This is a genomic window from Streptomyces sp. HP-A2021, from assembly GCF_022807935.1.
Classification (GTDB): Bacteria; Actinomycetota; Actinomycetes; order Streptomycetales; family Streptomycetaceae; genus Streptomyces; species Streptomyces afghaniensis.
In genome coordinates, this window is the sequence record NZ_CP094344.1 from 8,062,787 (window position 1) to 8,085,318 (window position 22,532).

Genomic DNA, 22,532 nt, shown 5'->3' on the forward strand with positions numbered 1-22,532 from the left:
ATCGCGCGTGCGTTCAGGGGAGTTCAACGAATTCGGACGCACTGATCCCGCACCACGGCAGACTGCGAGCCGTGGTGCGGGGCAGTCACTGGGATGGAGCGAGCGGGCGAAGAGGGCCCGCGCTCAGGCCGCTTGGCGGCGCATGACGGGGACCCTGATGGGGCGTGAGCCCGGGCCGCCGACGTGCGAGAAGGGCTGGGTCCGCCAGTCGAGTCCCTGAGGGAGCGTCAACAGCAGGGCGGTGTCCTGCTCCTGAGGTTCGACGGACTCGTCAGCGGGGCGGGCGTCCGTGGCCCTGCGGCCGGTTCCGGCGCAGACCGTGAGTCCGAACGGGTTCCACGGCGAGGCGCACAGCGCGTGCTCCGGCAGAACCTCCTCGTCCGCCAGCAGGGCGATTGGCTGTGCGCAGTCCGGGCAGACGACCCGGTACATCTCGAACGTGTCGTAGGCGTCGAGTTCGTCGTCGAAGGTGTCGGGTTCGACGCCCTCCGGCTCGGGCTCGACGACGAGCTGCTGCCGCTTGGGTGCGGTGCGACCTGGGCGCTTAAGACTCTGCATTGGGTTCTCCCCCTCGGGCTGGGCCGTATCAGGCACTGCGGCCTCGACCACAGCAAGCACTTCCCGTCCCCCCTGGGCGGTAATCACGAGAACATTACGGAGACTGTTCGAGCCCTGTGGCGTTCGTCACATGCCGCGCGCAGGTGCCCTCTGCGGTGGGTTTGTCCCCCGGGCGGTCGGCGGCTGCCGCCGGCCAGGTCACGAACCGGCCATGGCCCGGGCCACTCAGGTATCCGAGGAGATCAACCGCACTGTAGGTTCTTGCGCCATGGAGGAGCTGGACCGACAGATCGTGCAGCTGCTCGTCAAGGACGGGCGGATGAGCTACACAGACCTGGGCAAGGCCACGGGCCTGTCCACGTCGGCCGTGCATCAGCGGGTGCGCCGGCTGGAACAGCGTGGCGTCATCCGCGGCTATGCCGCGGTTGTCGACCCGGAGGCCGTGGGTCTGCCCACGACCGCGTTCATCTCGGTCAAGCCCTTCGACCCCAGCGCGCCCGACGACATCGCGGACCGCCTCGCGGACGTGCCGGAGATCGAGGCGTGCCACAGCGTCGCGGGCGACGAGAACTACATCCTCAAGGTGCGGGTCGCGACGCCGCACGAACTGGAGGAACTGCTGACGCGGGTGCGGTCGTTGGCGGGCGTCTCCACACGGACGACGGTGGTGCTGTCCACGCCGTACGAGGCACGGCCGCCGCGGATCTGATCGCCGGGGCTCCCCTTTCGGCCGTTGTGGGCAACCCCTGTTCGGAGTGGTCGGGGTGAGGCGCGAGACTGGTCCTCATGAGTGAGTCCAGTGCCCCGCCGAAGACCGTCCTGCTCCGTCGCGGAGAGGTCCACAGCCCCGCCGATCCGTTCGCGACCGCGATGGTCGTGGAGCGGGGGCAGGTCGCCTGGGTCGGTTCGGAGGGGGCCGCCGACGCCTTCGCGGACGGGGTCGACGAGGTGATCGACCTGGACGGGGCGCTGGTCACTCCCGCGTTCACGGACGCCCATGTGCACACCACCGCCACCGGCCTCGCGCTCACCGGCCTCGACCTGTCCGCCGCCCCCTCCCTGGAGGCCGCACTGGCCCTCGTACGGGACTTCGCCGCCGCCCGGCCGCACGACCGTGTGCTGCTCGGGCACGGCTGGGACACCGCACGCTGGCCCGGCGGGCGCCCCCCGACGCGTGCCGAACTCGACGAGGCCACCGGCCACCGGCCCCTCTACCTCAGCCGGATCGACGTCCACTCGGCGGTCGTCACCACGGCCCTGCTCGACATGGTCCCCGGCGTGGTCCCCGAGGACGGACCGCTCACCGCCGACGCCCACCACGCCGTGCGCGCCGCCGCGTTCGCGGCCGTGACGCCTCAGCAGCGCACCGACGCCCAGCGCGCCGCCCTCGCGCACGCCTCCTCGCTCGGCATCGGCACGATCCACGAGTGCGGCGGCCCGGAGATCTCCTCCGAGGACGACTTCACCGGGCTGCTGCGCCTCGCCGCCGAGGAGCCCGGTCCGCGCGTCGTCGGCTACTGGGCCGAGGAGGACGTAGCCAAGGCCCGGGAACTGGGCGCGGCCGGCGCCGCGGGCGACCTGTTCGTCGACGGCTCCTTCGGCTCGCACACGGCCTGCGTGCACCAGCCGTACGCCGACGCCGACCACACCGGCCGGGCCTACCTGGACACCGCCGCCGTCGCCGCCCACGTGGTGGCCTGCACGGAGGCGGGCCTCCAGGCCGGCTTCCACGCCATCGGCGACGCGGCGGTGGACTCCGTGGTCGAGGGCGTGCGGGCCGCCGCCGAGAAGCTCGGTCTCACCCGCATCCGGGCCGCCCGTCACCGGATCGAGCACGCCGAGATGCTCTCGCCGGAGGCCGTCGCGGCCTTCGCCGAGCTCGGCCTCACCGCCTCCGTCCAGCCCGCCTTCGACGCCCTGTGGGGCGGCGAGGACGGCATGTACGCGCAGCGGCTGGGAGCCGAGCGGGCCCGTACGCTGAACCCCTACGCGACGCTGCTGCGCGCCGGTGTGCCGCTCGCCTTCGGCTCCGACAGCCCGGTCACGCCCCTCGACCCCTGGGGCACCGTGCGAGCCGCCGCCTTCCACCGCACGCCCGAGCACCGCATCTCCGTGCGCGCCGCGTTCACGGCGCACACGCGCGGCGGCTGGCGGGCCATCGGACGGGACGACGCGGGCGTCCTGGCGCCGGGCGCGCCCGCCGACTACGCGGTGTGGCGCACCGGCGAACTCGTGGTCCAGGCCCCGGACGACCGGGTCGCCCGCTGGTCGACCGATCCCCGCTCCGGCACCCCGGGACTGCCCGACCTGACCCCGGGCCGCGACCTGCCCGTCTGCCTGCGCACCGTCGTGGGCGGACACACGGTCTTCGTACGGCCGGGCGAGTGATCTACGGGGGTGGCGCGCACGCAATCGTGCGCCGCGCCGCCCGTGCGCGACCTGCGTATCCTCCGCCCTGACCAGGGCTTTGTCGCAAGATGCGCAGGTCAAACGGCTGTTGACAGGCGGCCGCAGGGGGCCGGTAGGTTCGGCCGAGTCCACCACCGGACGCCCGACCGGGGAACGTCCGCGCACTCGCCGCAGCGCCGCCGGGTCAGGGACGGTGTGCCGCACCGGGGCACCGCCACTGGGAGCCAGGCTCAGGCCGGCGCGGCGCCGAGGCAGCGTTCCGGCCGGTCGGGGAGGTGTGACCCCGGGTGGGGCCCGGGCGCTCAGTAGACAACGGCTTTCGGTCGATCCGCAGCCGGCGGATCCCAGGTCGGCCCGAAGGGCGCCGGGCCCCCATCCGCCGTACGCTCGCACCCCGAGGCGCACTCTTACCCGCGTCTTGCGGATTCGACACCACCATTCGAACGTCCGGTCACGTCATCGCAGGCCGGGCCCACTATGGTGGACCCCTGCGTACGGACATGAAGGGGCATCAGTGAACGACGGCGACGGAACCCTCGCGGCAGGAGCCCAGGGGAGGAAGTTCGGCCCGCTCGGCACGGCCTTGGTGATCATCCCGACCTACAACGAGGCGGAGAACATCAAGAGCATCGTCGGCCGGGTGCGCGAGGCCGTCCCCGAGGCGCACGTACTCGTGGCCGACGACAACAGCCCGGACGGCACGGGCAAGCTGGCCGACGAGCTGACCGTCGACGACGACCACGTCCACGTGCTGCACCGCAAGGGCAAGGAGGGCCTGGGCGCCGCCTACCTCGCGGGCTTCCGCTGGGGCCTGGAGCGCGACTACGGCGTGCTGGTCGAGATGGACGCCGACGGCTCCCACCAGCCGGAGGAACTGCCCCGTCTCCTCACCGCCCTGAAGAGCGCCGACCTGGTGCTCGGCTCGCGCTGGGTGCCCGGCGGCCGGGTGGTGAACTGGCCGAAGTCCCGCGAGGTGATCTCCCGCGGCGGCAGCCTCTACTCCCGGCTGGCGCTCGACCTGCCGCTGCGCGACATCACCGGCGGCTACCGCGCCTTCCGCCGCGAGACCCTGGAGGGCCTCGGCCTCGACGAGGTCGCCTCCCAGGGCTACTGCTTCCAGGTCGACCTCGCCCGCCGCGCGGTCAGGGCCGGCTACCACGTCGTGGAGGTGCCCATCACCTTCGTCGAGCGTGAACACGGCGACTCCAAGATGAGCCGCGACATCCTCGTCGAGGCGCTGTGGCGGGTCACGGCGTGGGGCGTGGGGGAGCGGGTCGGCAAGGTCACGGGCCGCGGCGGCAGGCCGTCGAGGCCGTAGTCGGCAGGTCGCCTCCCTCCTCGTCCGCCGCTCACAGAACACCTGATCGGGGCCTTATCCCGCACTGAGCCGGGCCCAGGCACACTGGAGACATGACGACTGGCGCTCAGACCCCCGGTAATTCCGCCCGGCCCCGGCGCTCGCGGCTGCGTACGTTCCTGCCGTTGGGCCTTGCCGCATGGCTGGTCCTGGAGATCTGGCTGCTCACGGTGGTCGCGGGGGCGTCGAGCGGGCTGGTGGTGTTCCTCGTCCTGGTGGCGGGCTTCATCCTCGGCTCGGTCGTCATCAAGCGGGCCGGCCGGCGGGCCTTCCGCAGTCTCTCCGAGACGCTGCAACAGCAGCAGAGCGGGGTGATGCCCGCGGCTGCCCGGCCGAACAGCGAGGGCAACGGCCTGATGATGCTGGGCGGGCTGCTGCTGATGATCCCCGGCCTGGTGTCGGACGCGGTGGGCCTGCTCCTGCTGCTGCCCCCGGTCCAGAAGGCCGTGAGCCGCACGGCGGAGCGCACCTTCGAGCGCAAGCTCCGCGAGGCCGACCCGGGCACGCTGGGCGGCGCCTTCCAGCAGGCCCGTATGCACCGCCCCGACGGCAAGGTCGTCCAGGGCGAGGTCATCCGGGACGAGCGGGGCGACGCAGCGCAGGAACCGCGGCCGCCGCTGACGCACTGATCCGCGGGAACGCACGGCGCACTGATCCGCGGGAACGCACGGCGCACTGATCCGCGGGAACGCACGGCGCACTGATCCGCGAGATCGCACGACGCACCATCCGCAAGAACGCACGACAAAAACCGCGGGCGCCGTACTTCACGTACGGCGCCCGCGGTCCTTGACGCGCTGTAACTTTCGGCCAGACCCCGGAGGGACTTACGCCGACTTGCGGCTGTCTCGGGGATGAATCGCGATGTTCATCGCCCCGGAGCGCAGAACCGCCAGGCGCTCCTCGAGGACCTCTTCGAGTTCCTCACGGGTGCGCCGCTCCATCAGCATGTCCCAATGCGTACGCGCGGGCTTGGCCTTCTTCTCTTCAGGGCCATCGCCGTCCACGAGGAGTGCCTGGGCCCCGCAGACCTTGCACTCCCACTCCGGCGGGATCTCCGCCTCGACCGAGAAGGGCATCTCAAACCGGTGCCCCTTCTCGCATGCGTACTCCACGGCCTGGCGCGGGGCCAGGTCGATGCCGCGGTCCGTCTCGTAGCTGGTCACCACGAGGCGCGTGCCGCGAAGAGCTCGCTCACTCATGAATCGTGCCTCCCGGGCTTGTCGCCCACAGGACAGGTGTCGCTGTCGTCGTCATCCGGTCAACGTCCGGTCGGCGGTAAAGATTCCCGTTCCGAGTCCCGTTCCGGGTCATGCGTCGCCGTCGTAGCCGCCCTTGTTGTACCCACCAGCGCCCGGTTTGTCACATCTGCTAACAGATGTAACCCAGCGTTTCGGCATCTTTGACGCGCAGTAACGGTACGCCTGGCAGGCCAAACGCGTACACTACAGCCCTTTCGCTTCGAGTGCTAAATCCTGTCAGGAACCGGATTCCCCGCTTCTTCGATCGCACGCCGCACCGGAACCCGCGCGAGCAGGGCGAACCCGATGACGAAGAAGCCCACCAGCGAGATGATCGCGTCCCGGTAGCTCCCGGTCAGCTGATAGGTGAGCCCGAAAAGCAGAGGCCCGAGCCAGCTCATTCCGCGGTCGCTCATCTCGTACGCGGAGAAGTATTCGGCCTCCTTGCCCGGCGGGACGAGATGGGAGAACAGGGATCTGGACAGCGCCTGACTGCCACCCAGGACCAGACCGATGCCGGCGGCCAGGACGAAGAACCACACCGGCGCCCCGGCCGGCAGGAAGAACCCGGCCGCCAGCGTCACCGTCCACGCCACCAGCGAACCGAGGATCGTGCGCTTCGCTCCGTAGGTCCGGGCCAGCCGGCCCATCGTCAGCGCACCCGCCACCGCCAGCACCTGCACCAGCAGGACGGCCACGATCAGGGTGGACTGCCCGAGGCCGAGTTCCTCGGAGCCGTAGACCGAGGCCTGGGAGATCACCGTCTGGATGCCGTCGTTGTAGACGAGGTACGCGAGCAGGAACGCGAGGGTCAGCGGGCGGCGGCGCATGTCGCGGACGGTCGCCGCGAGCTGCCGGAACCCGGGAAGGGCCGCCTCCCGCGCGGCGGACCTGCGATCGCGCAGCCGGGTCAGCGGGACGAGGGCGAATGCGCCCCACCACAGGCCGGCCGATGCCAGGCAGATGCGGACCGCCGTGCTCTCGGAGACACCGAAGCTGTCGTGCCCGGTGTAGAGGACCAGGTTCGCTACGAGGACCAGCGAGCCCGCGGCGTAGCCGAAGGCCCAGCCGCGGGAGGAGGCCGCGTCCCGCTGCTCGGGCGGGGCGATCTGCGGCAGGTAGGAGTTGTAGAGCATCATCGCCACGCAGAACGCGGCGTTCGCGACGATCAGCAGCGCCCCGCCGAGCAGGTAGCGGTCGCCGTCCAGGAAGAACATGGCCGTCGTGGCCGCGGCCCCGAGGTAGGCGGCGGTGGCGAGCAGGGGCTTCTTCCGGCCCGTGCGGTCGGCGGCGGCCCCCACCAGGGGCATCACCAGCACGGCCACGATCACCGACAGGGACACCGAGTACGCGAAGAAGGACCCGGCGCGCACCGGGATCCCGAGGGGGTGGACGTACCCGTCGGCGTCCGCCGCCGACTCGGCGACCGAGGTGAGATAGGGGCCCAGGAACACGGTGAGCACGCTCGTCGAGTAGACGGAACAGGCCCAGTCGTAGAAGTACCAGCCGCGCTGCTCGCGCTTCAGGCCGGCAGCCCCGTCGGCCGCCTCCGGACGCGCGGTGTCGGTGCCCACCCGTGCCCTCGCTTCCCCGTGAACGCGCAGGGGCGACCGGCCGGGGGTCTCAGACCCAGACGCCGCGGTCCTCCATGACCTTGCGCAACGTGTCGATGTGATCGGTCATGATGCCATCCACGCCGAGCTCCAGAAGCCGGTGCATGCTCTCCGGGTCGTTGACGGTCCACACGTGCACCTGGAGCCCGCGCGCGTGGGCGGCGCGGAGGAAGCGGTGGTCCACGACCTGGATGCCGGACTGGATCTCGGGCACCTGGGCGGCGACCGCCGAACGGCGCACCGCGGCCGGCAGCCCCCAGGAGCGCAGCCGCAGATTGAGCACCCCCCGGGTGCCGTACGAGGTGGCCAGGCGCGGGCCGGCCAGCCGCTGGGCGCGCACCACGCGGGCCTCGGAGAACGAGCCGAGGAGGATCCGGTCCCACGAGTTCGTCCGGCCGACCAGGTCGAGGAAGGGCAGCAGGGCGGCCTCCGCCTTGACGTCGACGTTCCAGCGCACGTCCGGGAAGGTCTCCAGGAGTTCCTCGAAGAGCGGCACCGGTTCCTCGCCGGCCACGCGCGCGTGGCGCACCTCCTGCCAGGGCAGGTCGGCGATCCGGCCCGCGCCGTCCGTCACCCGGTCCAGGGTCGCGTCGTGGAAGGCGACGAGTGCGCCGTCCCGGGTGGCGTGGACGTCGGTCTCGATGTAGCGGTAGCCCGCCTCGACGGCACACCGGAACTGCCGCACGGTGTTCTCCAAGCCGTCCGCGGCCCCGCCCCGGTGGGCGAAGGCGATCGGACCGGGATGGTCGAGGTAGGGGTGGCGTATCCGCGGGGTCACGGACGCAGTATCGCGCCTCGGGGTTGCCCGGTGGCAACGACCGCGCTGCCGCCGGATGCCACGGGGACGGCGAACACGCGCAGGAACAGCTGGGCGAGCGGGCCGATCGCCACCGCGTAGAGGAGGGTGCCGATCCCCACGGTGCCGCCCAGTGCGAAGCCGGTCGCCACGACCGTGAGCTCGATGCCCGTGCGCACCAGGCGGATCGAGACGCCCGTGAGCTGGTGAAGCCCCGTCATCAGGCCGTCGCGCGGGCCCGGGCCGAAGCGCGCCGCGATGTACAGGCCGGTCGCCGCGCCGTTCAGGACGATCCCCGCCACCAGCAGGCTCACGCGGAGCGCCCAGCCGTGCGCGTCGGGCACCAGGGCCAGGGTCGCGTCCATCGCCATGCCGATGACCAGCACGTTGGAGATCGTGCCCAGGCCCGGCCGCTGGCGCAGCGGGATCCACGCGAGCAGCACCGCGGCGCCCACGATGGTCAGCACGACACCGATCGACAGACCGGTCCGCTCGGCGAGCCCCTGGTGCAGCACGTTCCACGGTTCCAGCCCGAGACCGGACCGGACGAGGAGCGCCGAACTCGCCCCGTAGAGCGCCAGACCGACGTAGAGCTGCGTCAGTCGTCGGGCGAGCCGCCGCTGCGTGGACATGATGTGCCCCCCTGGTGGTAGTGGACTGATGCATGACACCCTGTGGCTTGGATGGAGAGGCCATCCATGGCCAATCCGGGGAAGGTGGACTGATTCTCATGGCGCAGTGGACCTCGGCCGTGGGTGCGGCACAGCTCGCGCGGCTGCTCAACTCCCAGCAGGACCGCCCGGCAGGGCCCGGCACGCGCCGGCCGCCCGCCTACCGCGCGCTCGCCGACGGCGTCCGCCTGCTGGTGCTCGAAGGGCGGGTCCCGGTGGCCGCCCGGCTGCCCGCCGAGCGGGAACTCGCCCTCTCCCTGTCCGTCAGCCGTACGACGGTCGCCGCCGCGTACGAGGCCCTGCGCAGCGAGGGGTTCCTGGAGTCCCGGCGCGGCGCGGGCAGTTGGACGGCCGTACCGGCCGGGAACCCGCTGCCCGCGCGTGGGCTGGAACCGCTGCCGCCGGAGACCCTCGGTTCGATGATCGACCTGGGCTGTGCGGCGCTTCCGGCCCCGGAGCCGTGGCTGACCCGGGCCGTGCAGGGCGCGCTGGAGGAACTGCCGCCGTACGCGCACACGCACGGCGACTATCCCGCGGGGCTGCCCGCGCTGCGGTCGATGATCGCCGAGCGCTACACCGCGCGCGGGATACCGACCATGCCCGAGCAGATCATGGTGACGACCGGGGCGATGGGCGCGATCGACGCGATCTGCCATCTGTTCGCCGGGCGGGGCGAGCGCATCGCCGTCGAGTCGCCCTCGTACGCCAACATCCTTCAGCTGATGAGGGAGGCCGGGGCCCGGCTCGTGCCCGTCGCGATGGCCGAGGGGCTCTCCGGATGGGACATGGACCGCTGGCGGCAGGTCCTGCGGGACGCCGCGCCCCGGATCGCCTACGTCGTCGCCGACTTCCACAACCCGACCGGTGCGCTCGCCGACGAGGACCAGCGGCGGCGGCTGGTCGACGCGGCCAGGTCCGCGGGGACCGTGCTGATCGCCGACGAGACGATGAGCGAGCTGTGGCTCGACCCGGACGTGCGGATGCCGCGGGCGGTGTGTGCCTTCGATCCGGCCGGGTCGACGGTGATCACCGTGGGATCGGCGAGCAAGGCCTTCTGGGCCGGGATGCGCATCGGGTGGGTGCGGGCCGCGCCGGACGTGATCCGCAGTCTGGTCGCGGCACGGGCGTACGCGGACCTCGGCACTCCGGTGCTGGAGCAGCTGGCCGTGAACTGGCTGTTCGGCACGGGGGGCTGGGAGCAGGCCGTGGAGGTGCGCAGGGAGCAGGCGCGGGAGAACCGGGACGAGATCGTGGCGGCGGTGCGGCGGGAGCTGCCCGGGTGGGAGTTCGAGGTGCCTCGGGGCGGGCTGACGCTGTGGGTGCGCACGGGCGGTCTGTCCGGGTCGCGGCTCGCGGAGGCGGGGGAGCGGGTGGGCGTGCGGGTGCCGTCCGGGCCTCGGTTCGGCGTGGACGGGGCGTTCGAGGGATATGTGCGGTTGCCGTTCACTGTGGGGGGTGCGGTGGCCGAGGAGGCGGCGGTGCGGCTGGCCGCGGCGGCGCGGATCGTGGAGGACGGGGGTGTGGGGACCGGTGAGTCGCCGCGGACGTTCGTGGCGTAGGACGGATCCCCGCAGCCGCGGGGATCGGCCTGACTGACCGCGGTCAGGACGTCTTGGTGGTTTTCGTCAGTACCGGGACCGGCTTGCGGTCTGCCGGCTCCGGCAGTACCGGTACGGGCTCGGCTTCCACCGGCTCCGGCACTGCCGGCTCAGGTTCTACCAGCTCCGGTTCACCCTGCGCAGGGTCCGGATCGGGCACCGTCTCCCCGTCCGCCGGTGTCGTGCGGGGCGGCAGGAGGTCCAGTACCGCCTGGCGGTGGGCGTCGGACGTCGCGTCGTCGTAGGGGTTGGGGGTGGCCGGGACCTGGAGGCGGTGGACCGGGTCGGTGCCCAGGCGGGCGTAGCCGCGGCCGGGTGGGACCTGGTCCACGGGAGTGGTGTGCGGGGGGACGCCCAGGACGGACTCGACCTGGGCGGCCGTCGCCGGGCCGAGGACCACGCGCGCGCGGGTGTGCTGCCGTACGGGGTCGGTGAGGGTGTCGACGCAGTCGAGCTGGTCGGCCACCACCACCGTCACGTTCGCCGGGCGACCGTGACGCAGGGGGACCTGGAGGAGGGACTGCGGGTCCTCGCGGTCGTCGGCGGCGGCCAGGTGGGTGAACGCGGTCGGGCGGTCCAGGAGGATCCACAGGGGACGCTTGGTGTCGTCGGGCGGCGGGTGGCCCGCCTGATGGGCGCGGTTGGCTGCGATGAGGCGGCGCTCGGTCTCGTGCGCGGCCCACTCCAGGCTGGCCAGCGCCCCGGTGAGCCCGCACTCGACGGCCAGGACGCCGTCCCGGCCGGTCAGGCAGGCGTACTCGCCGGTGCCGCCGCCGTCGACGATCACCACGTCGCCGTGCTGGAGGGCCTGGAGGGCGACGGACCGCAGCAGGGTCGAGGTGCCGCTGCCCGGCTGGCCCAGGGCGAGCAGATGGGGCTCGGTCGAGCGCAGGCCCGTGCGCCAGACGACCGGGGGCACGTCCCGCTGCTGCTCGCCGAAGGTGAGGGGGAGCGTGCGCCGGACCTCGGTGGGGTCGGTGAAGCCGAGGACCGTCTCGCAGGGTGTGGTGACGAAACGCTGGGCGGCGATGTCGACGGGCAGCGGCAGGAGCACGCTGACCGTCAACTGGTTGCCCTCCTCGTCCCACGTGAAGTGGTACTCGCGGCCCCGGCCCGACTTGGATGCGAGCAGGTGCTCGATCCGCGCGCGGGCCTCGGCCTCGCCGTCGGTGAAGTACGCCGGGTAGCGGACCACCAGGTGCGAGATCCGGCCGCCGCCGTCGAACGCGTAGGTGGGGAAGGCCTTGTCCCACGCGCCGCCGTGGGCGTACAGCGGCTCGGGGTCCTCGGCGGAGGAGAAGTACGGCACGAGGGCCTCGTAGAGCGCCTGGAGGCGCTCGGTCTGCGACTCGTCGGGCCCTTCGGGAGCCGCCGGCGTGCGGTCCCGTCCCTTCCAGGCCGCAGCCGCCATCAGAGTGACGGCGGTGAGCAGCGGGCCGTACGGCAGCAGTGCCACGACCAGGAGCACGGAGGCCACCAGGAACAGCAGCGCACCCCGTCTCTCCTTGGGGGTCTCGGTCCATCTGCGCCGCCCGGCCGCTGCCAGCCGGCGCAGACCGCGCGTGATCGTGATCAGCGGGTGGAGGACGTCCGTGGCGCTGTCGGCCGCCGTCCGGGCCAGCTCCCGGCTCCGGACGAGCTGCGCGCTGCCGTTGCTCAGAATGCGGGGGAGGGGGCGCCGGGCCACTGCTGCCTCCAGAGAGTGCCTACGGGCGGGATGCGTACGGGGGGGCGGCGTCGTCAGAACTTGATTCCGCCGAGGAGGCTCGCCAGGCTCTCGCCGCCCGCCTTGATGCTCGGGGCGATGGCCGTGCTCGCCAGATAGAAGCCGAACAGCATCGTGACCACCGCATGCGAGGCCTTCAGGCCGTCCTTGCGGAAGAAGATGAAGACGACGATGCCGAGCAGGACCACGCCTGAGATGGAGAGGATCATTTGAGGTCTCCTGGTTCGCGGGGACAGTCACCATGAGTACTTCCAGGCTCACAGGATGTATCCATACGATAAAAGGTGCAACTGGGTGAAATGCGTACCATTTCCCCTGGCTGACGGAGTGGTCCCCGGCTCGGTCGCGCTGGGCTCTTGCGCACGGCCAGGTCTGTGGTGATCTTTACCTCGGGCACATCGGGTCATGTGCCGCGCGAGCCAGTACCCTGGCGATTCACTCGTACGGCTGCACCGGTCGCAGGCGTACGCACCCGACAGACGTGTGATGTGAGAGGCGGTCCGGCCGATGACCGAAGTCCCCGACCCCGAGGTCGTGGAGCTGGCGACCAAGATCTTCGATCTGGCCCGGCGGGGACAGACGGAGGCACTCGTGGCGTACGTCGACGCGGGCGTTCCGGCCAACCTCACCAACGACCGCGGTGACTCGCTCGTGATGCTCGCCGCCTACCACGGCCACTCCGAGGCGGTACGCGCGCTGCTCGCCCGCGGAGCCGAGGCCGACCGGGTGAACGACCGAGGCCAGACCCCGCTCGCGGGAGCGGTCTTCAAGGGCGAGACGGACGTCATCAAGGCCCTCCTGGAGGGCGGCGCCGACCCGTCCGCCGGCACCCCCTCGGCGGTCGACACCGCCCGGATGTTCGGCCGGACGGAATTGCTCGAACTGTTCGGCGAGCGCTGAGCCGGCCAGTCTGACCTGGAACGACAACGAAAACGGGGGAGGCGGGACGGGGCCGCCGAAATTTCGGTCGCGGCAGACGGAAGTGCCGAGTCATCATGACGACGTGGTTCACGGACGTGATGGTTGGGCAGATGTTGCCGCACCGCGCGGGCCGTGAAGCGGTCCGCAAGGGCCACCGACGAGAGGCAGAGGAAGATGGTCTACAGCAAGCAGGAAACGGCGGGCACTCCGACGTGTTGTCGCGCGGCCAGGTAGTACACGTCCCCGGTTGCGTCGACGCTTGATGTGAGGCTGTTTCCCATGTTCGATCCGGTCATAGCGCCCAGCGGTACGCTGCTCGGCCTGCTCCAGCGGGGCCGCGGCGACGGCACGCTGCACGCGCTCACCGCCCCGCGCCCCGAGGCGCTCGCGGCGTTGAACCAGTGCGTGCTGCGCGATCCCCGCCACGACTGGCAGGTGGAGAACCGCTCCCTCTACTACGCCCGCCTCTACCTCGACCTGAACGGCGAGCTCGACGAGATCGAGGCCCACCTCTTCGGCGCCGAGGACGTCCTCGACGCCGACGAGTCCCGCACCGGGCTCACCCTCGCCGTCCTCGGGCACCTCGCCTCCTACGGCAGGCGGGACGCGCTCGAACTGCTGCGCAGGTACGCCGCCCACGGCTCCAACTGGGCCTGGGCCCTCGACGAACTGGCCCTCAGGGACGACGACGCGGGCCTGCGCGCCCTCGCCGCTCCCGTCCTCGCGCGGTTCCCGGCCGATCCGGAGGGCGACGCCGAGCTGGCCACGACCGTCCGTGACGCCTTCGAACCACGGCCGTGGCGGCTGTGGGCCGAGGACCCCCGCGAATCCATCGCCACACGCGTGCGTGCCGCCCACGAGACGGGCTGTTTCGACCGCTGGCAGCGGCAGATGCGGCCGACCGGCCCCCGCCCCGGGTGGAGTGTGCAGGCCGTCTTCGAATGGGCCCAGCAAGGCCTCGAACGAGGCGCCGCGCTCCATGTCCCGGCCGCCCGCTGTCTCACCGCAGTGGCGGGCCCCGAGGACCGGGCCGAGATCATCCAGGCGGCGAAGGACGGCGGCGACGGAGCCCGGTGCACCGCCCTGCGCTACCTCGCCGACAGCAACGATCCCGACGTCCTCGGTCTGATCGAGGGCGCCGTGGCCACCGGCTCGACGGTCGTCGTGGACGCAGCCGTCGCCGCCTTCGAACGCATGCGCTCGCTCGCCGCCCTGGACCAGGCGCGCGGCTGGGCCCGGCGGCCCGACGCGCTGGGCGCCGCCGCCGGACGCGTCCTCGCCTGCCGGGGCGGGGCGCAGGACCGCGACCTGGTCCTCGCGGCGCTACGCGAAGCCGTACGGGGCGACGGCCCCGACGCACCGACCCTGTGGACCCTGGTCGACGGCACCGGACGGCTCGGCATCGCCTGCGCCGCACCCGTGCTCCGCCACATCTACCGCGAGACCGCCTCCTCCCATCTGCGTGGCCGGGCCGCCCGCGCCCTCGCCGCCACCGACCCCTCCTTCGCCACCGGCTTCGCCGTCGAGTGCCTGTGGGACTGCGAGGAGACCACCCGGGAGATCGCCGCCCGGCACGCCGAGACCGGAGACGCCCGTGTCGTCGAGCGACTGCGCCGGCTCGCGGCCGACCCGGCCGAGGAGGCCGAGGTCCAGACGGCCGTACGCAGCAGGATCGGTCCCGAGGAGACCGCTGTGTGACCCCCTCTGCGTGAGCGTGTGACCCCCTTTGCGCAAGGGCGCCAGGGCGGAATCAGGCCGCCTGGGTGAACGAGGGGTGACTCGCGGGTCAGGAGCGTATGGACGCTGCCTGACCTGCGCGGGTGCGCCTCAGAACGCTCATAGGACGTTCCTCGTCCGGAAAGATCCACGTTGACGCGGCCACGTCCGGCACGGCGAGAACACCGGTATGCGTGTCGTCATCGTGACCGAATCCTTTCCCCCCGATGTGAACGGCGTGGCCCACTGCGCGCTCCAGACCGCCCGGCACCTCGTCGATCGCGGTCACGCCCCCGTCGTCGTCGCCCCGGCCCCCGCGCCCGGGAACAAGCCCGACGCCGACGCGCCGTGCCCCGTCGTCCACGTCCCCTCCCTCCCGCTCCCCGGCTACCCCCAGGTCCGCGTCGCCCTCCCCAGCCGCCGCCTGGCCGCCACCCTCATCGAGCACCGTGCCGATGTCGTCCACCTCGCCAGCCCCTTCGTCCTCGGCGTGCGCGGCATGGCCGTCGCCGCCCGCCTCGGCATCCCCGCCGTCGCCGTCTACCAGACCGACCTGGCCGGATACGCCCGTACGTACATGGGTGCCGGAGAAGCCGCCGCCTGGCGGCGGATCCGCTCCGTGCACGGCGCCGCCGACCTCACCCTCGCCCCGTCCAGCGCGGCCCTGCGCGACCTGGAGACGCACGGTGTGCCCCGGGTCGCGCTGTGGCCGCGCGGCGTCGACACCGAACGTTTCCGGCCCGACCGCCGGGACGAGGCCCTGCGCCGCGAACTCGCCCCGAACGGCGAGCTGATCGTCGGCTACGTCGGCCGGCTCGCCCCCGAGAAGCAGGTCGAACTCCTCGCCGGGGCCTGCGGCCTGGAGGGCGTCCGGGTCGTGATCGTCGGCGACGGCCCGAGCCGGCCCGGCCTGGAGCAGGCGCTGCCCGGCGCGGTCTTCCTCGGCCGCCGTACCGGCGACGATCTGGCCCGGGTCTTCGCCTCGCTGGACGCCTTCGTGCACACGGGTCCCTTCGAGACCTTCTGCCAGACGGTGCAGGAGGCCATGGCCAGCGGCCTGCCCGTCGTGGCGCCCGCCGCGGGCGGGCCGCTGGACCTGGTCGCCCACGGGCGCACCGGCCTGCTGGTGCCGCCGCGCGACGCGAGTGCCGTACGGGACGCGGTGCGGGCCCTGGCCGCCGACGCCGGGCTGCGGGCCGCCTTCGGCACCGCCGGGCGGGCCACCGTCGAGGGCCGCACCTGGGCGGCCGTCGGAGACCAGCTGATCGGGCACTATGCGAACGTGCTCGCCGGGCGCAGGACGGCGGTGGCGGCATGAGTCACTCGCGTTCGGGCGACAGCAGCCGCAGCCGCCAGTCGCTGCGGATCGTGCGGCTCGCCAACTTCGTCGCGCCCGCGTCCGGCGGCCTGCGCACCGCCCTGCGCGAACTCGGCAAGGGCTTCAAGGCGGCGGGGCACGAGCCCGTCCTCGTGGTCCCCGGCGAGCGGATGACCGACCAGGAGACCGAGCAGGGGCGGGTGATCACCCTTCCCGGGCCGCTGCTGCCCGGCACCGGCGGCTACCGCGTGCTCACCGACAAGCGGCGGGTGGCCCAGCTCCTGGAGGAGCTCGCGCCGGACCGGCTGGAGGTGTCCGACCGTACGACCCTCAGGTGGACCGGCAAGTGGGCGCGACGCGCCCGGGTCCCGGCCGTGATGGTCTCCCACGAGACCGCCGACGGTGTGCTGCGCACCTGGGGCCTGCCCGAGGGGGCCGCCCGGCGTGCCGCCGACGCCCTCAACGTCCGTACGGCCCACACGTACGCGCGCGTGGTGTGCACCACCGAGTTCGCCGAGCGGGAGTTCGTGCGGATCGGGGCACGCAACGTCGTCCGCGCTCCGCTGGGCGTCGACCTGGTGCAGCGGCACCCCGCGCTGCGCGATCCGGAGGTGCGGGCACGGCACGCGCGCGTGGACGAGACGCTGCTGGTGATGTGCTCGCGGCTGTCCGTGGAGAAGCGGCCCGGCACGGCGCTGGACGCCCTGGAGGCGCTGCGGCGGCGTGGACGCCGGGCGGTGCTGGTGGTGGCCGGGGACGGACCGCTGCGCTCCCGGCTCGAACAGCGGGCCCGGGAGAGCGGCCTGCCGGTCACCTTCCTCGGGCACGTCTCCGACCGCGGGCTGCTCGGCGCGCTCCAGGCGTCCGCCGACGTGGCCCTGGCACCGGGGCCGGCCGAGACGTTCGGGCTCGCCGCGCTGGAGGCCATGGCGTGCGGCACGCCGGTGGTGGCGAGCGCGTCGTCCGCGCTGCCGGAGGTGATCGGCTCCGCCGGAGCCGTCGCGGCGGACCATGGGGAGGCCTTCGCGGACGCCGTGGACCTGCTGCTGGAACGCCTGGAGGCGGACCGGCGCGAGCGGGCACGGGCGCGTGCGGAGTGCTTCGGGTGGGACGCGGCGGTCGACGCGTTTCTCGCCGCCCACGACGCGGCCGTCCCTGTGCGTCCGGTTCCGCCCTTCGTGCCCGGGGGCGTGGCATGAGACCCCCGCGGTTCGAGGGGCCCGTGAGCTTCGTGGCCCTCGGGGACTCGCTCACCGAGGGCGTGGGGGATCCCGTCGGCGACGGGGCCTGGCGCGGCTGGGCCGCGCTGCTCGCGGACGGGCTCGCCGAGGAGCCGGTCGCTTTCACCAACCTCGCGGTGAGCGGGTCGCAGACCCGGGACGTGCTGGAGCGGCAGTTGCCCGCCGGGCTGGCCCTGAAGCCCGACCTCGTGTCCGTCGTCATCGGCGTCAACGACACCCTGCGCTGCACCTTCGACATCCAGGCCGTGGCCGCCCGGCTCGACCAGGTGTACGCGGCCTTCACCGAGCAGGGCGCGGTCCTGCTCACCGCCTGCCTGCCCGACCCGGGCACGATGCTCGGGCTGCCGGGGGCACTCGCCCACCCGCTGGCGCGGCGGCAGCGGGCCGTGAACACGGTCGTCCACGCGCTGTCCGACCGGTACGGAGCCGTGCACCTGCACGCCCGCGAGGGCGACTGGATCACGGACCGCGCCCTGTGGAGCGCGGACCGGCTGCACCCCGGAGAGCGCGGGCACCGGCAGTTGGCCCTGCGCTTCCACGCGCTGCTCGAGGAACACGGCCTCGCGACGGGGCCCGCGCCCTCGCCCGAGCCCGAGTTCCCCGCCCCGACCAGGTCGGCGAGCCTGTGGTGGCTGGCCACGGCGGGCACCGGCTGGGTGGCCCGCCGGTGCACCGACCTGCTGCCCCAGCTCCTGACCCTCGCCGCCGACGAGGTCCGGCACCGCGCCCGGGGCACGAGCGCCCGGCTCGACCTGAGGGCTTCCGCGGCGGTGTCCGCCGCGCTCGCCGCCCTGTCGGTGGCGGAGCAGCCGGACGCGGCCTGACCGCGGCAGCGACCGACGGGGGCCGGCCGGTTCAGCGGCGTCGTACGGCCACGAAGCGGACCGGCGTGCCCGGAACCGCCTGGGCGGCGGCCGCGAGGTCGGCGGCGCGGACCACCGCGATCACCGGATAGCCCCCGGTGGTCGGGTGGTCGGCGAGGAACACCACCGGCCTGCCGTCGGGCGGGACCTGGACGGCGCCCAGCACCATGCCCTCGCTGGGGAGTTCCCCGGGCCGGGCCCGCTCCAGGGCGGCCCCCTCGGTGCGCAGCCCGATGCGATTGCTCGCCGGGGACACCCGGTAGGGACGCGAGACGAAGGTGTGTACGGCCTCCGGCGTGAACCAGCCGTCGCGCGGTCCGAGTGTCACCCGCAGGACCAGTTCGGCCGGTGGCGCCGGCTGTGGGGCGACGTCCACGCGCGTGTGTACGCCTGTCGGCCGGCCCAGGGGAAGCACCGTGCCGTCCGTGAGAGGGGGCGGGCCGAGCCCCGACAGCAGGTCGGTCGAGCGGCTGCCGAGCACCGGCTCGACGGCGATGCCCCCGGAGACGCCCACGTAGCTGCGCAGGCCCGACACGGCGGGTCCGACGTCCAGCAGCGCCCCGGCGGGCACGCGCACCGGCGCACCCCAGGCGACGGGCCGTCCGTCCACCGTGACCCGGCAGGGCGCGCCCGCCACGGCCACGGTGACGGTGGAACGGGGGCGCACGGCACAGCCGTTGACGGTCGTCTCCAGCACGGCCGCCCCGGGCGGGTTGCCCGTCAGCCGGTTGGCGAGGCCCGCCGCGGGACCGTCCAGTGCCCCGGAGCGGGGCACGCCGAGGTGGGTGTGCCCGGGGCGCCCCAGGTCCTGCACGGTGGTCAGGGCCCCGGCCCGTACGACGGCGAGCGCACGATCGCTCACGGCTGCCCCACCGGCTCGACGGGGACGAACCGCACGCGCGTGCCCGGCGACAGCAGCGCGGCCGGTACGCGCGCGTGGTCCCACAGGACGGCGTCCGTCGTGCCGATCAGCTGCCAGCCGCCCGGCGACGAGCGCGGGTACACGCCCGTGTACGGGCCCGCCAGCGCCACGGAACCCGCCGGGACGGCCGTGCGCGGGGTGGCCCGGCGCGGCACGTCGTAGCGAGGCGGCAGCCCGGTGAGGTAGCCGAAGCCGGGGGCGAAGCCGCAGAAGGCGACCCGGAACTCCGTCCCCGCGTGGATGCGGGCGACCTCACGCTCCGGCACGCCCCAGTGCGAGGCGACGTCGGCCAGGTCCGGTCCGTCGTAGCGCACCGGGAGCTCGACCACGGCACGCGCGCGTGGGGGAGCGGGCGGCAGCTCGGCGGCGGTCAGTTCGGCGGCCACCCGGGCGGGGGCGTCGAGGCCGTCGAGGAGGACCGTGCGGGCCGCGGGCACGATCTCGCGGGCCGACAGCGAGCCCTCCGCGCGGCGTCGCAGCAGCTCGGCGTGCAGGGCTTGGGCCTCGTCGCCCGAGGAGACCTCGACGAGCAGGGCGTCCTCGCCGACGGGCAGGACTTTCATACGAAGGCCTCCACCCGGACGCCCGACGCCTCCAGCCGCTCCCGTACCCGGCGTGCCAGCTCCACCGCGCCGGGTGTGTCGCCGTGCAGGCACAGGGAACGCGCGCGTACCTCGATCCGGGTCCCCGAGTGGGAGACGACCTCGCCGGAGCGGGCCATGCCGAGCGACCGTTCCACGACGGTGTCGGGGTCGGTGATCACGGCGCCCTCCAGGGTGCGCGGCACGAGCGTGCCCGCGTCGGTGTACGCCCGGTCCGCGAACGCTTCCGTGACGACCGGCAGCCCGGCCTTCCCGGCGTGTTCCAGCAGGCGCGAGCCGGGCAGGCCGAGCACGGGCAGGGTGGCGTCCGCGAGGAGCACGCCGTCGACGACCGCGGCGGCCTGCTCCTCGTCGTGCACGACCCGGTTGTAGAGCGCGCCGTGCGGTTTCACGTAGGCCACGCGGGCGCCCGCCGCGCGGGCGAAGACCTCCAGGGCACCGATCTGGTAGGCCACCTCGGCCGCCAGCTCGGCGGACGGCACGTCCATCGCGCGCCGTCCGAACCCGGCCAGGTCCCGGTAGGACACCTGGGCGCCGATCCGCACGCCGCGCTCGGCCGCCAGCTCGCACACCCGGCGCATGGTGGCCGCGTCCCCGGCGTGGAAGCCGCACGCCACGTTGGCGCTGGTGACGACCGACAGCAGCCGTTCGTCGTCGGTGAGCCGCCAGCGGCCGAAGCCCTCGCCGAGGTCGGCGTTCAGGTCGATGCAGGCCATGAATCCAGTGCCTCCTGTCAGGCCACGCGGTACTGCTCGTCGCGGGCGTCGGTGAGGAACATCTGCCCGGGGGCGTGTGTGAGGGCGAACGGCGGGCGCGAGGCCATCACGGCCGCCTGCGGGGTCACACCGCAGGCCCAGAACACCGGGATGTCGTCCGGCTCGGCGGCCACCGGGTCGCCGAAGTCGGGGCGGCCGAGGTCTTCGATGCCGAGCCCCGAGGGATCGCCGCAGTGCACGGGGCTGCCGTGCACCGCCGGCAGCAGACCGCTCTCCCGGATCGCCGCCGCCAGGTGCTCCGGCGGCACCGGCCGCATGGACACCACCATCGGTCCGTGCAGCCGCCCTGCCGGACGGCACTGCCGGCCGGTGACGTACATCGGGACGTTGCGGCCCTGCTCGACGTGGCGGATCGGAACGCCCGCCTCGCTCAGCGCCCACTCGAAGGTGAAGCTGCACCCGATCAGGAACGACACCAGGTCGTCCCGCCAGTACGCGCGCACGTCCGCCGGCTCGTCCACCAGCTCGCCGTCCCGCCACACCCGGTAGCGCGGCAGGTCGGTGCGCAGGTCCGCGCCCTGAGCGAGCACGGTGGTCCAGGACCCCGCGTCCGTGACGTCGAGGACCGGGCAGGGCTTGGGGTTGCGCTGGCAGAACAGCAGCATGTCGTAGGCCCAGTCGGCGGGCACCGAGATCAGGTTGGCCTGGGTGTGGCCCGCAGCGACACCGGCGGTGGGGCCCGTCAGGCCCTCCCGGAAGCGGGCCCGGGCCGTTTCCGGGTTCCACGCGCGCGCGTGCTCGTCGACGAGGACGACGGGACGGTCCCCGGTCTCGGTGCTCGTGCGGTTCATGTGAGCTCCTTCCCGCGCGTCTCCGGCAGCCCGAGCAGCGCCAGCGCCGCGATGCCGTAGCCGATCGCCCCGAAGACCAGCGCGCCGCCCACACCCCAGCTGTCGGCCAGGAAACCGACCGTCGTCGGGAAGACGGCACCCACCGCGCGCCCGGTGTTGTACGTGAAGCCCTGTCCCGTGCCGCGCACCGCCGTCGGGTACAGCTCGCTCAGGTACGAGCCGAAGCCGCTGAAGATCGCCGACATGCAGAACCCGAGCGGGAAACCGAGCACCAGGATCAGGGTGTTGGCGCCGCTCGGGATGTTCGCGTACGCCAGGATGCAGATCGCCGACAGCAGGGCGAAGAGCCAGATGTTGCGCCGCCGGCCCAGCTTGTCGGTGAGGTAACCGCCCGTCAGATAGCCGATGAAGGCACCCGATATCAGGAACGTCAGATAGCCGCCGGTGCCGACGACCGACAGGTCGCGCTCGGACTTGAGGTAGGTGGGCACCCAGGTGGCGAGCGTGTAGTAGCCGCCCTGGACACCGGTCGAGAGCAGCACCGCGAAGACGGTCGTCCGCAGCAGGCCGGGCTTGAAGATCGCCGTGAACGAGCCCTTCTCCGCGCTCTGTTCACGAGCGGCCGCCGCCTCGGGCGCGTCGTGCACACTGCGCCGCACCCAGATGACGAGCAGCGCGGGCAGCGCCCCGGTCCAGAACATGATGCGCCAGGCCAGATCGTCGCCGGCCACCGAGAAGATGACGGTGTAGGCGATCACGGCCATGCCCCAGCCCACGGCCCAGGAGCTCTGGATCGCGCCGAGGGTGCGGCCCCGGTGCCTGGCGCTCGCGTACTCGGCGACCAGGATCGCGCCGACCGCCCACTCGCCGCCGAACCCGAGGCCCTGGAGGGCGCGGAAGACCAGCAGGGTCTCGTAGTTGGGCGCGAAGCCGCAGGCGACGGTGAAGACCGCGTAGGTGATCACCGTGAGCATCAGCGCCTTCACCCGGCCGATGCGGTCCGCGAGGACGCCCGCGAGGGCGCCGCCGATCGCCGAGACCACCAGGGTGACCGTCGTGAAGAGGCCGGTCTGGCCGCTGCTCAGCCCGAAATAGGCGGAGAGCGCGACCATGCTCAGCGGCAGCGTGAAGTAGTCGTACGAGTCCAGGGCATAGCCGCCGAAGGCACCGGCGAACGCGCGCCGGCCGCGCGGCCCCAGGGCGCGCAGCCAGCCGAACGCACCGTCACCGGTGGTGTGTTCGGCCGCCGCGTGGCGCGTGTCGTCGGTCAGGGCCTGCGGTGGAGGAGTCGTGCTCATGGGCACCTCGAAGGGGGGACGGAGGGTGCTTCGGACTGAGCAGTGGGGGTGCTCTGAGAGTGAGCCCGGCCGCTTCGGGGGCGAGCCGTGCCCAGCACCGTAGAGGATTGTTCAA

Annotated in this window: 22 protein-coding genes; 10 read left to right on the forward strand and 12 right to left on the reverse strand. The window is 73.1% G+C overall.

Translation table 11 applies throughout. The features are described 5' to 3' along the window. Nucleotides 1–123: 123 nt before the first annotated feature. Nucleotides 124–558, reverse strand: coding sequence for a hypothetical protein (locus MQE23_RS36490; protein ID WP_243381348.1), 435 nt, complete (start codon nt 556–558; stop codon nt 124–126). A gap of 268 nt (nt 559–826) precedes the next feature. Here MQE23_RS36490 and MQE23_RS36495 point away from each other — a divergent pair, with 268 nt between their 5' ends. The 4 genes from MQE23_RS36495 (at nt 827) to fxsA (ending at nt 4,953) form a co-directional block, all read left to right on the forward strand. Next, the gene (locus MQE23_RS36495; RefSeq protein ID WP_243381349.1) at nt 827–1,267 is read left to right on the forward strand and encodes an Lrp/AsnC family transcriptional regulator; all 441 of its coding nucleotides are present in this window, start codon (nt 827–829) and stop codon (nt 1,265–1,267) included. A 77-nt stretch (nt 1,268–1,344) separates the two neighbouring features. Next, entirely contained in the window at nt 1,345–2,946 is a 1,602-nt protein-coding gene (locus MQE23_RS36500) for an amidohydrolase (protein WP_243381350.1), read from the forward strand. A gap of 535 nt (nt 2,947–3,481) precedes the next feature. After that, complete coding sequence (locus MQE23_RS36505; protein ID WP_243381351.1) at nt 3,482–4,285, forward strand: polyprenol monophosphomannose synthase; 804 nt, start codon at nt 3,482–3,484, stop codon at nt 4,283–4,285. Between the two features lie 92 nt (nt 4,286–4,377). Beyond that, a complete protein-coding gene (fxsA, locus tag MQE23_RS36510; RefSeq protein ID WP_037671877.1) occupies nt 4,378–4,953 on the forward strand; it encodes an FxsA family membrane protein in 576 nt (191 codons plus the stop codon). Between the two features lie 198 nt (nt 4,954–5,151). Here the strand turns inward: fxsA and MQE23_RS36515 are convergent, their stop codons facing one another. The 4 genes from MQE23_RS36515 to MQE23_RS36530 all read right to left on the reverse strand — a co-directional run bounded on the left by MQE23_RS36515 (nt 5,152) and on the right by MQE23_RS36530 (nt 8,606). Continuing rightward, the gene (locus MQE23_RS36515) at nt 5,152–5,526 is read right to left on the reverse strand and encodes an RNA polymerase-binding protein RbpA (RefSeq protein WP_010046329.1); all 375 of its coding nucleotides are present in this window, start codon (nt 5,524–5,526) and stop codon (nt 5,152–5,154) included. Between the two features lie 266 nt (nt 5,527–5,792). Then, nucleotides 5,793–7,139: an MFS transporter gene (locus MQE23_RS36520; protein ID WP_243381352.1), complete on the reverse strand. Its 1,347-nt coding sequence runs from the start codon at nt 7,137–7,139 to the stop codon at nt 5,793–5,795. Nucleotides 7,140–7,188: 49 nt separating this feature from the next. Beyond that, a complete protein-coding gene (locus MQE23_RS36525) occupies nt 7,189–7,956 on the reverse strand; it encodes a glycerophosphodiester phosphodiesterase (protein WP_020275475.1) in 768 nt (255 codons plus the stop codon). Next, a complete protein-coding gene (locus MQE23_RS36530; RefSeq protein ID WP_243381353.1) occupies nt 7,953–8,606 on the reverse strand; it encodes a hypothetical protein in 654 nt (217 codons plus the stop codon). Before MQE23_RS36530 ends, MQE23_RS36525 begins: the two co-directional genes overlap by 4 nt. Before the next feature lie 98 nt (nt 8,607–8,704). Here MQE23_RS36530 and MQE23_RS36535 point away from each other — a divergent pair, with 98 nt between their 5' ends. Next, entirely contained in the window at nt 8,705–10,204 is a 1,500-nt protein-coding gene (locus MQE23_RS36535) for a PLP-dependent aminotransferase family protein (RefSeq protein WP_243381354.1), read from the forward strand. A gap of 43 nt (nt 10,205–10,247) precedes the next feature. Here the strand turns inward: MQE23_RS36535 and MQE23_RS36540 are convergent, their stop codons facing one another. Beyond that, a complete protein-coding gene (locus MQE23_RS36540) occupies nt 10,248–11,930 on the reverse strand; it encodes a hypothetical protein (RefSeq protein WP_243381355.1) in 1,683 nt (560 codons plus the stop codon). Between the two features lie 53 nt (nt 11,931–11,983). Next, nucleotides 11,984–12,178 (reverse strand): hypothetical protein, encoded by a 195-nt coding sequence (locus MQE23_RS36545; RefSeq protein WP_003988891.1) that lies wholly within the window; start codon nt 12,176–12,178, stop codon nt 11,984–11,986. Between the two features lie 298 nt (nt 12,179–12,476). Between MQE23_RS36545 and MQE23_RS36550 the strand changes: the two genes are divergently transcribed. The 5 genes from MQE23_RS36550 to MQE23_RS36570 all read left to right on the forward strand — a co-directional run bounded on the left by MQE23_RS36550 (nt 12,477) and on the right by MQE23_RS36570 (nt 17,989). Beyond that, nucleotides 12,477–12,869, forward strand: coding sequence for an ankyrin repeat domain-containing protein (locus MQE23_RS36550; protein ID WP_020275478.1), 393 nt, complete (start codon nt 12,477–12,479; stop codon nt 12,867–12,869). Between the two features lie 300 nt (nt 12,870–13,169). Continuing rightward, nucleotides 13,170–14,588, forward strand: coding sequence for a hypothetical protein (locus tag MQE23_RS36555; protein ID WP_020275479.1), 1,419 nt, complete (start codon nt 13,170–13,172; stop codon nt 14,586–14,588). A 208-nt stretch (nt 14,589–14,796) separates the two neighbouring features. Beyond that, nucleotides 14,797–15,924, forward strand: a complete 1,128-nt coding sequence (locus tag MQE23_RS36560; RefSeq protein WP_243381356.1) for a glycosyltransferase family 1 protein — start codon at nt 14,797–14,799, stop codon at nt 15,922–15,924. After that, complete coding sequence (locus MQE23_RS36565; protein WP_243381357.1) at nt 15,921–17,123, forward strand: glycosyltransferase; 1,203 nt, start codon at nt 15,921–15,923, stop codon at nt 17,121–17,123. Before MQE23_RS36560 ends, MQE23_RS36565 begins: the two co-directional genes overlap by 4 nt. Beyond that, nucleotides 17,120–17,989 (forward strand): SGNH/GDSL hydrolase family protein, encoded by an 870-nt coding sequence (locus tag MQE23_RS36570; protein ID WP_243381358.1) that lies wholly within the window; start codon nt 17,120–17,122, stop codon nt 17,987–17,989. Before MQE23_RS36565 ends, MQE23_RS36570 begins: the two co-directional genes overlap by 4 nt. Before the next feature lie 31 nt (nt 17,990–18,020). Here the strand turns inward: MQE23_RS36570 and MQE23_RS36575 are convergent, their stop codons facing one another. From MQE23_RS36575 to MQE23_RS36595, 5 genes are read right to left on the reverse strand one after another with little or no spacing between them, the layout of a single operon-like run. Then, on the reverse strand, nt 18,021–18,890 hold the full coding sequence (locus tag MQE23_RS36575; protein ID WP_243381359.1) for a biotin-dependent carboxyltransferase family protein: 870 nt from the start codon (nt 18,888–18,890) through the stop codon (nt 18,021–18,023). Continuing rightward, nucleotides 18,887–19,513 (reverse strand): allophanate hydrolase subunit 1, encoded by a 627-nt coding sequence (locus tag MQE23_RS36580; protein WP_243381360.1) that lies wholly within the window; start codon nt 19,511–19,513, stop codon nt 18,887–18,889. The genes MQE23_RS36575 and MQE23_RS36580 overlap by 4 nt, the downstream gene beginning before the upstream one ends. Then, entirely contained in the window at nt 19,510–20,268 is a 759-nt protein-coding gene (locus MQE23_RS36585; RefSeq protein WP_020275963.1) for a 5-oxoprolinase subunit PxpA, read from the reverse strand. The genes MQE23_RS36580 and MQE23_RS36585 overlap by 4 nt, the downstream gene beginning before the upstream one ends. A 17-nt stretch (nt 20,269–20,285) precedes the next feature. Continuing rightward, nucleotides 20,286–21,119, reverse strand: coding sequence for a putative hydro-lyase (locus tag MQE23_RS36590; protein WP_243381361.1), 834 nt, complete (start codon nt 21,117–21,119; stop codon nt 20,286–20,288). Continuing rightward, a complete protein-coding gene (locus MQE23_RS36595; protein WP_037672341.1) occupies nt 21,116–22,417 on the reverse strand; it encodes an MFS transporter in 1,302 nt (433 codons plus the stop codon). Before MQE23_RS36595 ends, MQE23_RS36590 begins: the two co-directional genes overlap by 4 nt. Nucleotides 22,418–22,532 lie beyond the last annotated feature (115 nt).